Origin of the sequence: Bacillus marasmi, assembly GCF_902168435.1 — a bacterium.
GTDB classification, from domain to species: Bacteria; Bacillota; Bacilli; order Bacillales; family Cytobacillaceae; genus Bacillus_BU; species Bacillus_BU marasmi.
Map to the genome: position 1 here is coordinate 13259 of NZ_LR656169.1, position 13453 is coordinate 26711.

General features: G+C 39.2%; 15 protein-coding genes. All 15 read right to left on the reverse strand.

What is annotated here, in order from left to right; genetic code table 11:
• Positions 1-15: 15 nt before the first annotated feature.
• Complete coding sequence (locus FXW34_RS23325) at positions 16-1086, reverse strand: hypothetical protein (RefSeq protein WP_246140949.1); 1071 nt, start codon at positions 1084-1086, stop codon at positions 16-18.
• Complete coding sequence (locus FXW34_RS09055; protein ID WP_147533663.1) at positions 1083-1529, reverse strand: T7SS effector LXG polymorphic toxin; 447 nt, start codon at positions 1527-1529, stop codon at positions 1083-1085. Before FXW34_RS09055 ends, FXW34_RS23325 begins: the two co-directional genes overlap by 4 nt.
• A 16-nt stretch (positions 1530-1545) precedes the next feature.
• Positions 1546-1821 carry a YwqI/YxiC family protein gene (locus tag FXW34_RS09060; protein ID WP_147533664.1) on the reverse strand — a complete coding sequence of 92 codons (276 nt, stop codon included), beginning with the start codon at positions 1819-1821 and terminating at the stop codon, positions 1546-1548.
• Positions 1821-2021: a hypothetical protein gene (locus FXW34_RS09065; RefSeq protein ID WP_147533665.1), complete on the reverse strand. Its 201-nt coding sequence runs from the start codon at positions 2019-2021 to the stop codon at positions 1821-1823. The genes FXW34_RS09060 and FXW34_RS09065 overlap by 1 nt, the downstream gene beginning before the upstream one ends.
• Before the next feature lie 77 nt (positions 2022-2098).
• Positions 2099-2248 (reverse strand): hypothetical protein, encoded by a 150-nt coding sequence (locus FXW34_RS22890; RefSeq protein ID WP_187118900.1) that lies wholly within the window; start codon positions 2246-2248, stop codon positions 2099-2101.
• Between the two features lie 158 nt (positions 2249-2406).
• On the reverse strand, positions 2407-2688 hold the full coding sequence (locus tag FXW34_RS09070) for a YokU family protein (protein ID WP_147533666.1): 282 nt from the start codon (positions 2686-2688) through the stop codon (positions 2407-2409).
• A 10-nt stretch (positions 2689-2698) separates the two neighbouring features.
• On the reverse strand, positions 2699-4117 hold the full coding sequence (gene kamA, locus FXW34_RS09075; RefSeq protein ID WP_147533667.1) for a lysine 2,3-aminomutase: 1419 nt from the start codon (positions 4115-4117) through the stop codon (positions 2699-2701).
• Positions 4118-4236: 119 nt separating this feature from the next.
• Positions 4237-5619 (reverse strand): sigma-54 interaction domain-containing protein, encoded by a 1383-nt coding sequence (locus tag FXW34_RS09080; protein ID WP_147533668.1) that lies wholly within the window; start codon positions 5617-5619, stop codon positions 4237-4239.
• Positions 5620-5784: 165 nt separating this feature from the next.
• A complete protein-coding gene (gene ablB, locus FXW34_RS09085) occupies positions 5785-6636 on the reverse strand; it encodes a putative beta-lysine N-acetyltransferase (protein ID WP_147533669.1) in 852 nt (283 codons plus the stop codon).
• A gap of 54 nt (positions 6637-6690) precedes the next feature.
• Entirely contained in the window at positions 6691-7959 is a 1269-nt protein-coding gene (locus FXW34_RS09090; RefSeq protein ID WP_147533670.1) for a peptidase, read from the reverse strand.
• Positions 7960-7974: 15 nt separating this feature from the next.
• Positions 7975-8637: a 3-oxoacid CoA-transferase subunit B gene (locus FXW34_RS09095; protein ID WP_147533671.1), complete on the reverse strand. Its 663-nt coding sequence runs from the start codon at positions 8635-8637 to the stop codon at positions 7975-7977.
• Positions 8607-9314, reverse strand: a complete 708-nt coding sequence (locus FXW34_RS09100) for a CoA transferase subunit A (protein ID WP_147533672.1) — start codon at positions 9312-9314, stop codon at positions 8607-8609. Before FXW34_RS09100 ends, FXW34_RS09095 begins: the two co-directional genes overlap by 31 nt.
• Positions 9315-10676 carry an aspartate aminotransferase family protein gene (locus tag FXW34_RS09105; protein ID WP_147533673.1) on the reverse strand — a complete coding sequence of 454 codons (1362 nt, stop codon included), beginning with the start codon at positions 10674-10676 and terminating at the stop codon, positions 9315-9317. It abuts the gene before it with no gap.
• Between the two features lie 144 nt (positions 10677-10820).
• On the reverse strand, positions 10821-11804 hold the full coding sequence (locus FXW34_RS09110; RefSeq protein ID WP_147533674.1) for a S66 family peptidase: 984 nt from the start codon (positions 11802-11804) through the stop codon (positions 10821-10823).
• A gap of 100 nt (positions 11805-11904) precedes the next feature.
• A complete protein-coding gene (locus FXW34_RS09115) occupies positions 11905-13374 on the reverse strand; it encodes an NAD(P)/FAD-dependent oxidoreductase (protein ID WP_147533675.1) in 1470 nt (489 codons plus the stop codon).
• Positions 13375-13453 lie beyond the last annotated feature (79 nt).

Below are 13453 nucleotides of genomic sequence, written 5' to 3' on the forward strand. Positions count from 1 at the left end.
TCATCCTTTTGTTAATTATTTTGGTATAACTGTGATAACATCGCCTGCTTCATTTATTATTACTTTGACATCCTGTGTTTCATGAACAAACGTTCCGTTTCTATTACCTGGTATCTTTTTCGTATTAATTATAGCGTCTTCAATAACTAAAGGTGGTATATCTCTTGGATCAACATATTTTTTGATAAAGTCACTAAATTCCTTTGTTTGTGGTTTAAACCCTAAATCTTCAGCTCGTTTAATTGCTCTATTTGTTAAAGTAGCTCTTACTTCAGGTATGTCAGGCGCCATTCTTTCCAAAGCATGCTGAGAATACTTTCTTCCATTTATTCTTCCTCCACCTTTTGATATACTCCAACCAATTTCACCCGTACCCTTAGCAACATCTCTTACATCATCCACACCTTTTTTCACTACAGGGCTACTTACTTCCGCAGATTTTTTTATATGTACAAAGTTTTCACTATTACCATTATGTGCCCATGCATTGGATAATTCCTGTTTTTCTAATTTAATGGACAGGCGCTCTCCAATATTATTCAAGCCTTTGCCAAATAGCTTTTTTCCACCGTTTAACGCTAACGATTTGGGATTGACCACGTATTCTAGTGGTTCAAGTGGAGTTTCCTCAAATGAAGAACCTAACTCTTTCACATTTCCAGTTCGATCTTTTTGGGGGATTTTCTCAACAATTTCATATCGGGTAACGCACTTTCCATTAACCCTAGCTGTATATTTCCTGACAATCTGCCCATTGTCAAAAACGTAAAAATCTCCACCATATTCCTCATACTCATCGATGATTTGAACTTGGTAGGCTAATTTATGCTGGATGTTTTCAAACTCTTCTTTACTAATTGACCGCGGCTTTTTCACCCGATAGATTTCGCTACTGTGATAGGCTTTTGTATTAAAATGAATCGGTGATATAGCACCGTTTTTCGTTGATGACTGTAATAACTGGTGAAACAGAAGTTTCGCATAGGATTCAGCTGGTTGGGACTTTTGGTATTGATTGACAAGATTATAGTCCAGTTCATGAACCTTCTCAAGTGTATCCTTTCGCTCTTTTTCAGCTAGGTTCATTTGCTGGTCAAAATCGGCACTCGAGAATACATCTTAGGAATAATATCATCAATATTACGAAAAATTCTTTTTAGTTCCCTTTCTTTCTCGGAAACAATTTCATTAGATTTTTGTGCTGCTTTCGTTAGGGTTTCATCTAAAAATGGGACATGAACAAGCGTGTTTCCAGATAAATTAAGTTCTGAGACGGAACCTTCAACACTTTTTAAAAATGAAAGATGTTGATCAATAAAATCTTCCCAGGCATTGACAACATCTATTTGAGAACGATAAAAGCCTTTGATTGCCTCAGCTGCCTTCCCTTTAAAATCAGACAGCTGGACGATTTCTTGAAAAGCTCCCTTTAAATCTTCCAATTGTTCCTGTAAGTTTTGATAGTCTTTAATTCTTTCATTTATAGACGAAAGCAATGTGCTTACTTCAAAGATTTTTAGATATGACATTCTTCTATTTCCTTCTTTATTTTGGTGTACCGTTTGCAATTGCTTCGTCTTGTTGTTTAATAGAACCTACATTTGAGCGGGTGTCTTCAATATTTTTTGCGACAATTTCAATGTATGAAGCAATGTCAGAAGAAATAGTACTCTCCCTTGTTTTCCACTGGTCTGTAAAATTAAGCTTATTATTACCAAGTACTTGTTCGTTGGGATTGGGAAGGGTCAAAGCAGCTAAAGCTTCTTTGACCTTTGTTAATCGTTTCATGACTTCATCATGTTTTACTTGGATCGTACTCATTAAGACAATTGCCTCCTGATTTGCTTGATTTTACGTTGCAATTCTTCTGTTGCCTCTTCACCTTTTTTCAAAAGTCGTTCCGCTTCACGGGTTAAGCCTTTAGCAAAGGATAATCCTGATTTTTCTTGTTCCAAAATATTCAGCCTTGAATCTATCTTTTCAATATATCGATCGTACTCAGAATGAAAAATATTTTGCATTTCACTATGTGCACGAGAACGGGATTCATCGAATGACTTTGCACGATTACCTTCCCAATAAGCTTGAAGATTTGGGGTTAGATTGGTATTCCACTCTGCCAGGGCATTTTTTGTTCCTTTTTAATTTCCTGTTTTGCTTGTTCTAGCCTGTTAATTTGGTCTTCTAGATTAGCAGATTGATGGTTTATGTATGAGGAAAGTTGTGCCAACACCTCTGTAAAACTCATTCTTTTCTCCCTCCTCACATGAAATTATTTCCATATTTTTTATTATATGTCGAATTATGGTAGCTGCTAAATAAGAAAATATACCTATTTAAGTTATGGGTGATTTACTTCAAAAATAAATAGCACCCATTTTTTAGGGTGCCATTATGAAGTGCAACCTATGAAGAAAAATCAAAATAATTCCTCTTCAACAATCTTGGTAAGTCCATAAGTTCCTTAAAGGTTATCGAACTATCGATTTTTTTATTATCAACCAAAAACAATTGATCTTCAATTTCTTTAATAATGTTATCTGTCTGATACACCATGTCACATTCCTGACAGATAACCGCAGGTGTCATCGAAATTTCAATTGCCCTTGACCCATCAGGTAGCTCCCAGTAAACCGTGTTCTCACCGTTGCTTGCGTTTCCTCCACACCACTCACATTTAAACTCCAACACGAATCACCTACTCATTTTCAGATGGTTTGGATTCACCTATATCAATTGATTTTTGCTGCGCTTTAAATTTCTTTTCCTTTAATTCGTCCCGCTTTTCACGTTTATCCTTTAAAGAAGAATGGGTTGGGTCTTGCTGATACTTTTGCCTTCTATCCAGGCGCTGAAGGTCTTCCGGAACGAGATTAAATTTTTTATCATTCATGACAGCTGAGATGCCCACATTGGATCGATACTTCTCATAATCCGGATATACACCTTTAAAATAATCTTCCGCTGTACCTGGTTTATAATTCTGAGGTTCTGGGTAGGTTGTTATTACACCTTCAAAATTCCTCAACACCACTTTTTCCGCACTTTGTGAAATCAAATAATTCGGCTGTAACGAGATTTTCCCTCCTCCACCAGGAGCGTCGCAAACGAAGGTCGGGACGGCATATCCCGAAGTGTGTCCTCTTAAGCCTTCAATAATTTCAAGTCCCTTTGAAATCGGAGCACGAAAATGACCGATACCTTCAGAGAGGTCGCATTGATAAATATAATATGGTCTGACTCGGATTTTAACGAGGTCATGCATGAGCTTCTTCATGATTGGCACACTGTCGTTAATTCCTGCTAATATAACAGATTGATTTCCAATTGGAACACCGGCATTTGCCAGCATTTCACAAGCACGTTTTGACTCTTCGGTGATTTCGATTGAGGTATTAAAATGGGTATTTAACCAGATCGGATGATATTTCTTTAAAATATTACACAAGTTCTCGGTAATCCGCTGCGGGAATACGACAGGTGCTCTTGTGCCAATTCGGATTATTTCAACATGATCAATTTCACGAAGTTTCTTTAGGATATACTCTAGAATATTGTCATTGATTAATAGACCATCTCCTCCTGAGAGAAGTACATCCCGGATGACTGGAGTTTGGGCAATATAAGCAATGGCCCCATCAATTTGCTTTTTCGGAACCCCCATCCCGATTTGACCTGAGAATCTTCGTCTTGTACAGTAACGGCAATACATTGAGCACTGATTTGTGACGAGGAACAATACACGATCTGGATAACGGTGCGTTAAGCCTGGGACAGGAGAGTCCTCATCTTCATGGAGAGGGTCCTCTAGGTCGTATTTCGTTTTGTGAATTTCCTTTGAAATAGGAACAGACTGCATGCGGATTGGGCAGCGGTGATCATCCGGGTTCATTAAGGATGCATAATAGGGGGTAATGTTTAAAGGAATTGTTTTGGTTGAAATGCGAACTCCTTCTTCCTCATCTTTCGTCAAACTTATTACCTTTTTTAAATCATCGAGAGTTCTTATCGTATTGGTAAGCTGCCATAGCCAATCATTCCATTGATCCTCACTTACATCTTTCCATAATTCTATATCCTTCCAGTGCCGAGTTGGTTTATATAAAAAAGATTTCATATTCATTCCTCCCACCCTATTACATGCAAAAATCATGCCAAAGGTGAAAGCTGTACGCGAACCTAAGTGGGTGTGCAGAAACAAGCTAATTCTGGTTGTATAACAAAAAAACGTGCCGATTATTCGGCACGGTATTTTTTGAGTTTATATTGTAGCGTTTGTCTAGGAATTTCAAGTAAGCTAGCAGCCTGTTTTATATTCCCTTTCGCTAATGTAAGTGCCTGTGTAATGAGATCCTTCTCCAGTACCTCGACATTTTCCTTTAATGCCAAACTTGCTAGAGAATTCTCCCTCAACTGTTGTTTTTTTTGCAAAAAAATCGGCAAATCCGCTTCATTTAACATGGAACATTCAGAAACATTCATCATATATTCAATACAATGCTTTAATTCTCGAACATTACCTGGCCAATGATAAGCTAGAAATAGCTTTTCGGTATTTGTATCTAATCCAACAATTTGCTTGTGAAATAAATGATTATAATACGAAATAAAATGTTGCGAAAGAAAAAGAATATCCTCCTTTCGTTCACGAAGGGGTGACAGCTCAAACGAGAGGACATTGAGGCGGTAAAATAAATCATGGCGAAGCTTTTGTTCCTCCACTGCAGTTAACGGATTCACATTCATCGCAGCAATGACGCGGACATTTACGACAACATCTTTCACTCCGCCAATCCTCCGAACAATTCCATCCTCTAATACTCTTAAGAGTTTTGCTTGAAGTTCAATTGGCATCGCATGGAGTTCATCTAAAAATAGTGTACCACCATTTGCCAATTCAAATAATCCTGGACGATCCAGAGCCCCGGTATAGCTCCCTTTTGCAGTCCCGAACAGTATGCTTTCGAGCAAATTTGCCGGGATTGCTGCACAATTTTGTGCTATAAACGGGGCATCCCGTCGTGCCGATGCATGGTGTATTCCTTGAACAAAAAGTTCTTTTCCGGTTCCGCTTTCGCCGTAAACAATTATCGGTGAGGTGGAACGAGCCAATTTTTCAGCAACAGCTTTCATCCTTTGAAATGTTGGATTAACTGACAAAAGATCATCCAATGTATAACGGACTTTCTTTTTATTCTGCGCACCAGCTTTTTTTCCTGTTTTTATATCTAGCAATCTTTCATAAAGTTGCCTAATACGAGAATAATCCTTACCAATTTCAACAGCACCAACAATTCTTTCCTGATCAAAAATCGGCAATGTCGTGTTCAATGTCTCGATGATTTTCCCATGCAAATTCATATAGGACTGGGGCTGATTGATAATAGGTTGTTGTGTTGATAAAACCTTAAGAAGGGTACTGGTTCTTTCCGTTAGGGAGGGAAATACCGTGAGAATCGATTTACCGAGAACTTCATTCATTTCTAGGCCATCATGCCTTGCTGCTACTTCATTGTAAAATACCGTAATTCCCTCAATATTTACTACATGGATTGCTTCGTCAATACTTTTTAATATGGAAGCAAGTACTTCCTTCGTTAATTGATTATATAAAAGCATCCAAATTCACCATCCCATAACCAATATATGAAATGGTGCTCAAATTCTGTCATGAACATGCAAAAAAATTGGCATAAAGAGATTTTCTTAATTGTGGATGCATTGTTTTCAACATGGTTATAGATCTTGCCCATAAAACCACGTGATCTGGCCCCTTGGAGTAAGTCAGTTGGAAAGATCCTTCACCCAGAGATTCATGTTTTCAATTTGGTCGTATATATAACAGTTATTTAATAACCTTCCTCGATAGTCATAGCCAAGCTGGTAAAAGGCTGCGTTCATTCCGAAAGATTGTGCCCGCGATAATGAGTAGGCACAATAAATATTTTTCGACTTTAATTCTTCCTCCAGCTTTTGTAATAAAAGCTTCACATATCCATGCTTACGGTAGTTCATTAAAGTGGCACAGTCCGTTAATTCCGCATTTTTATAAACCGCGTTTACTTCTGCCGAAGCAGCACTGATGATTTCACCTTCCTGTTCAAGCAAATAATAAATCGTTCCTTCACTAAAAGTCTTCTCAACATAGTTTGGGTCATGTAGTGGAGTAGGATACACTTGAAATACTTCACGATATAGCTTTGCCAAGCCCCTACCATCACCATTAACAGCTTTTCTTAGTGTCACAGAAGCTGGTGGGATACTTCCTTTGCTATGTCGTTGAAGTAAATAGACATTTTTGATGATTTGATCCTCGAAAATCCACTGATCATTTTCTAACCGTTCTGATTGAAAATATTTACAAAAAAAATAAGCATCTGAACCGAGGAAATATCCGTCTAGTTTTGCTTCGCAAATATAGCCTCGTTCAATAAAATCAGTAAAATGCTCCTGTCTCACTTTACAAATTAATTTTTCAGCCGAAATTTTTTCACTAACCCTTTCAGCTGTTTCAATGACTTTTTTGAGATTCCCACGATAGTCATCAATCCGTACTCGTTTATTGAATGGGTCAACATATACTTCAATCGTATAGGAATCTCCGGAAATAGTTTTTGTTTGCGCCTGTTGTATCACGATGTTCCCCTCAATTCATTTCTTAAATTCATTCTTATTTTATCTCGGAAATTTTCAATTCGCTACTTCACACCATCGAAGAATGGAAATGGCGATAATTTCCGCAGCAAGATGCACATCCTTTAAGTGGATATATTCATTGGCATCATGTGCTACTTCGGTTACCCCGGGTCCAAATACAAGTACTGGTATGTGTCCTACCTGGGATAAGATCCCGCCATCCGTTCCCCACGGCGAGGCTTCAATCTTTGCCTCTTTTTTCACAACAGAACGATAAGCGCTTGCTACCGCTTCGACGAATGGGTGTTCAATATCCAGATCACCTGGTAACCACCTTCCACCAAACCATTCAATTGTTGGGGGATGTTCCTTAAACCATGGATCAACAGCTTTTAGCTCCTCTAGTATACTCTCCATTTCCTTTTCAGCAGCCTCCATCGTTTCATTTGGAGCGACGCCCATTCTCCCTTCAATAATGGCAAGGTCGGGGACCGATGAAGGCCAAGTACCACTATTGATTTTTCCAATATTTATCGGTATCGGTATCTTTATTTTTTCATATAAAGGATCATTCATTCGTTCATTTCTTATTTTTTCCAGCTGATGGATCTTTTGGATAATTTGATACGCCTTATCGATAGCGCTTGTTCCCTCATATCTTGTACCACCATGTGCCGATTTTCCATGAACATTAATACGGAACCACATAGAACCTTGCTGCTTCGGGAAAAACTTCAGATTCGTTGGCTCAGGAATCAACGCAGCATCAGCTGTATATCCTCTTAAAAGACAAGCAAGCGTTCCGGCACCACCGCTTTCCTCTTCAATCACACTTTCGAAAATGACATTGCCTTTTAATTTGATTTGAGTAGCTTGAATCGCTTCGATTGCAAGTAAAAGAGCAGCGGTTCCTCCCTTCATATCTGTCGAACCCCTGCCAAAAAGCTTTCCATTTTTTATTAATCCACTAAATGGATCCTCCTCCCATTTTTCAAGGTCGCCTTCGGGTACTACATCAATATGGCTATTGAGGATGATTGATTTTCCTCCTCCTGTTCCTTGTAAAATTCCAACAACATTTGGGTTACCTACAAAACTAGTACGATCAGAGCAAAATTTCGGATGCTGCCGTAACTCCTCATCGCCAATTTCCCATATATCAAGGTTTAACCCTAGTTCACGGCATTTTTCAATGACAACCGCTTGTGCACTACTTTCCCTACCACGTACACTACCTTCCTGTACTAATTTTCTTAGCAAAGACGTCCCTTTTGTTTTATTACTTTGCAGCCATTCTCTCGCTTTTTTTACAAATTGTTCCATCCTATCACTCCTATCCTAAAACGTATGGATGTCAATGTTGTCTGCTAACGAAAAATTACATCCAGTTTTCTCCTGTACATCCTTGATAGTATAGGGTGCGAATATTTCACTTAACTGTAACCTTTGATTTCGCACATGAAATACAGCTATATCCGTGATAATCATATCTACGCAATTAGTGGCAGTTAACGGAAGCTGACATTGTTCAACAATCTTTGGATTTCCCGCCTTATCTGTATGATTCATAAGCACTATCACTTTTTTTGCCTTTTGCGCAAGTTCCATTGCACCGCCCATTCCCGGCACTTTTTTACCGGGAACAATCCAATTGGCTAAATCCCCTTTACTACTTACCTGTAATGCCCCTAAGATTGTCATATCAATTTTCCCAGTCCTAATCATCGCAAAAGCTGTAGCACTATCACAGTAAGAAGTCCCTTTTACGATTGTCACTGGGAACCCGCCTGCGTTACAGAGATTTTCATCCTCCTCCCCTAGCCTTGGGCTCGGTCCCATGCCAAGTATTCCATTTTCCGCTTGAAACATGACATTACTCGCCTCTAAAAAATTTGGAACTAAAGATGGTATTCCGATCCCGAGATTCACAACCATTCCTGAGGTTATTTCCTTTGCTGCCCGTTTCGCCATTATTTCTCTACTGTTTTCTCCCACGCCCACTTCCAATCCACCCCTTTCGTGTGAACCATTTTCGAAACAAAGATTCCAGGGGTCACTATTTCTTCAGGATTGAGGCTTCCAAGTGGTACAAATTCTTCAACTTCAGCAATTGTAATCTTTCCAGCCATTGCAACAAGTGGATTCGTATTTCGAGCACTTTTGTCGTAAACAAGGTTTCCAAATGGGTCAGCTTTTTTTGCATAGATAATGGAAACATCTGCAGTTAACGCTGGTTCAACAATATATGTTTGACCATTTACACGGAGTTGCGATTTATTTGCAGTAACAATGTCATTCTCCAAACCAATATCACTTAATATTCCACCTAACCCTACACCACCTGCTCGAATCCGTTCTGCTAATATTCCTTGAGGTGAAAATTCCACTTCAAGTTCACCAGTAGTCATTAATTGACCGGCAATCGGATTAGAACCAATATGTGAGGCAATCACCTTTTTGGCGCGCCCCTTGCTGACCAGTTTTCCGATTCCGATATCAGGAAACCCAGTATCATTTCCCACTAATGTTAAATTTTTTATTCCTTTTTGAAGGATTCCATCAATGAGTGTTGGCGGTGAGCCAACCCCTCCAAAGCCTCCAAACATTAGAGTCATTTCATCGTAAAAATATTCCATGGCTGCCTCTAACGGAATGATTTTTCCGTATATATTGTCCATCTAGCCTTCTCCTTCACAATTGTAAGTAGATTGGAGTAACTGATTAAACTGAGTAAAGGTCGTAGTTAATAATCGAACCAGCTCTTCAATTTCTCTTTTCGTGATTGTTAATGGCGGGGCTATGATTATTGCATCACCATTTATTCCGTCCAATCCTGCATTTGCAGGATAAATAAGCAAGCCGTTTTTCTGTGCCAACTCAATTATCGTTTTTGTGACCTGTAGCTTTCTTGCAAAGGGCTGTTTAGAGACTTTATTTTCAACCAATTCGATTCCTAACAATAACCCTTTTCCCCTCACATCTCCTATGAAGGAAAATTGATTACTGAGCTTATTCAGCTTATTTCGCAAAAAGGTCCCCTTTGAATCAACATTTGAAATGATTTGTTCTTTTTCCAAATACTCTAAGACTGCTAAAGAAACCGCACAAGCTTGTGGATTTGCACTTAACGTATGCCCACTCATGATAAGCTTTGAACCAGTTAAGATGGGGGCCATCACTTCATCGCTAACTAAGGTAGCTGCGATGGTCGCATAGCCTGCCCCCATCCCTTTCCCTAATGCCACGATATCTGGTTTAACCTCCCAATGCTCGCAAGCAAGAACCTTACCTGTTCGACCAAAACCAGTCATGACCTCGTCAGCTATAAAAAGTATCTCGTTTTTTTCACATATATCTTTTATATCTCGATAGTAGTCCTTTGGAGGAGTAATTGCGCCACCTGCCGCACCAATCACCGGCTCTGCGATAAATGCAGCAATATGGTCTTTGCCAATTCGTTGAATGACTGTTTCAAGTTCTTTGGCACATCGATTTTGGCATTCTGGAGCTTGAAGTTGATACGGGCAACGGTAACAATATGGCGGATGAATGGAGGGACAATCTTCAAGGTGTGGAATAAATCTAGCTCTTCTTCCTGGATGACCTGACATTGACAATGCGCCCATAGTTATCCCGTGATAGCTGACCCAGCGTGAGAGGATTTTCGTTTTCGTTCCCTTTCCCTGCTCCTGCCAATATTGAATCGCAATTTTCATTGCAGTCTCGGTCGCCTCAGAACCGCTATTTACAAAAAAGGACCAATTTAGGTCATGACCTGCTAAAGTAGCAATTTTTTGCGCCAGTGCCTCCCCGGGCTGACTGGTGAATTGAGAACGATAGACAAAAGAAACTTTATTTGCCTGGTTTTGCATCGCTTGTATGATTTCAGACACACCGTGACCAATATTCGCAGTTACTGCGCCAGATGAACCATCCAAATATCTTTTTCCAGCTTGATCAAATAAATATATGCCCTTTCCGTAATCAACCATTGGATACTTCGCATCCAATATAGGCTTGATTAAGTACGATTGCTCCATACAATCACTCCGTTTCTCATCGGAAGCCATTAAAGCTATAGAAAAATATTTCTATTAAAATTGTATGAACTAAACAATTTTAAAATGAAAAAAACAGACGCGATAATCGTGTCTGTTTTTTGTAAACTGTTCACCAGTAAAAATTTAATATTCCGTTTGCTCAATAAAAATTTCTGTTTCGATCCCTTTGGCATATATTGTTGCCGTCGCACCAATTGGCAGGGTTGCAAAAGGTTGTACATGACCGATATTAACATTTGCAATAACAGGAATATCCTTTAACTCCTGCTTAGTGAGAATAATATGCTTAAGCGCTGCTTCTGTCATATTGGAATCAGCTTGAAACCGCCCAATTAATATTGCCCTTAGTTCAGCCGCTTGAGGGATTTGCAACAATGCTTGAAGCTCCCGGTCAAACCGATGCGGATGTGTTTCCAAATCATCCTCGATAAAAAGAACAGCATCCTTTAATGGTGGCATATATTCTGTTCCCTTTAATAAATTAAGCGTGGATAAATTACCGCCGATGATACGCCCTTCAGCTTTGCCCTCTTGAATTACAAAATAATGCTTTTGCTCATGATAGGTTCGACTATCTTGTTCTAAATGCCAAGGGTCCTCACTCCAAAAACTTGATGGATTGATTTCAAATGGAGAATCATTTGTAACAGCATCCAAAAATGATTGTAACGTATAATCTACCCCTTCCTTCACACCAAAACTTGCTAAGTCAGGTCCCACAAACGTTACCAATCCAGTTTTTTGATAGAATGCAAAACTTAAAGCTGTGATATCTCCATAGCCGCAAAATATTTTTGGATTATCTTTAATGAGTCCATAATCTATGTATTGCAATAATTGATTTGCACTATACCCACCAATTGCAGCTAATATCCCTTTTACGTTCGTATCACGGAAGGCATCGTGTAGATCTTCAATTCTTTCTTCAATTGATGAACTGTATAGTGCATCGTGTGAATAAACATTTTTTCCATAAGTAATGGTAAATCCCAACGCTTTAAGTCGTTCAACAGCAATTTCAATTTGTTTTTCTTTAATCATTAGCATGCTTGTTGAAGGTGCTATGACCCTAATTTCATCTCCAGGCTGAAGCTTTTCTGCCCACATACAATCCCCTCCGATTCTTGCTAATACTAAATTTTATCATAAAAAAAAGTTCTGTTGAAATAAAACAAGCCTAGAGGAAAAGATTCCTCTAGGCTCAATATTACTTCACTATTACCTTTTTGTCTGATTTGCTTGATTGCACCTTTTCAATAATATCTCTAGCTATCCAGACGCCACATGCGCTAGCTTGAGCAAGGCCACGCGTGATACCTGCCCCGTCTCCACCTACATACAGACCGCTTATTTCAGTTTCGAAACGGTCGTTTAGCTTCGGACGAGCTGAATAAAATTTCGCTTCAACGCCATAAAATAGTGTATGCTCTGATGCTAAACCAGGCGTAACATGGTTTAAGGCTTCTGTCATTTCTATTAAACTTTTCATCGTATTATAAGGAAGTACAAGACCTAAATCTCCCGGAACTGCTTCCTTTAACGTAGGTTCAACGAAGCTTTCCTTAATCCGCTTCACCGTTGAACGTCTACCCTTTAATATATCCCCATATTTTTGGACAATTAATCCGCCGTTTGATAACACATTTGCCAACCGCGAAATTACATGTGCATATTCATTTGGCTGGTCAAAAGGCTCTGAGAAAGTGTGGGACACAAGCAACGCAAAATTTGTATTAGGGCTTCCCAATTTCGGATCACGATAGGCGTGTCCATTGGCAAGCATCGTACCAGAATGATTTTCTACCACAACATGACCGGAAGGATTGCTGCAGAAGGTACGCACTCTCGTTCCAACAGAGGTATTATAAACGAACTTCCCCTCATACAAATGCTCATTAATCTCTTGCATCACTATATTAGAAGTTTCCACACGAACCCCGATATCTACTTGATTATTAATCATTCCCATGCGGCGTGCCTTTAATATATCAGCTAACCATGTCGAGCCATCACGACCTGGTGTTATGACCACTTTTTCGGCATGAAGAGCTTCCCCATTTTTCAATTGAATTCCGCACACCTTTATGCCATCGCTTGTTTTTTCCGTAATCAAATCTTCAACTTCCGTTTTAAATGCCATATCGATTTTTTCGTTTAAATACTCAAATATACTCGCCATAATTTGCAGATTTTGTTCGGTACCTAAATGACGAACTTGGGCACGAAGCAATTTCAATCCAACCGCATAACCGCGTTTTTCAATTTCCTTAACCTTATCGGTCAACGGGTCTGTGATGCTTTCAGTTGCCCCGTGGGACAAATTGATGTTATCTACATATTTTATTAAATCAATAACGGTGGACTCTGGAAGATAATCCGTCATCCATCCACCAAATTCGCTCGTAATATTGAATTTCCCATCGGAGTATGCTCCAGCACCACCAAATCCATTTGTAATCGAACAAGCTGGAAGACAGCCGGCAAATTCCTTTCTACCTGCTGCAGGAGGACACTTTTCGATTTTCTTTTGTAAAATAGGACAATTTCGTTTATAAATATCATGGCCTTTATCCACGAGTAATACTTTAGCATTAGGCATTTTTAAAGTTAATTCATAGCACGTAAAAATTCCAGCTGGTCCTGCACCAACTACAATCACATCATAATTCGATCTCATTAAGACTTCCCCCAGACGTAAGTGATCTTCGTATATTTCGTTATCCCATCCGTAAATATAACAGAATCTACTGGGCTAG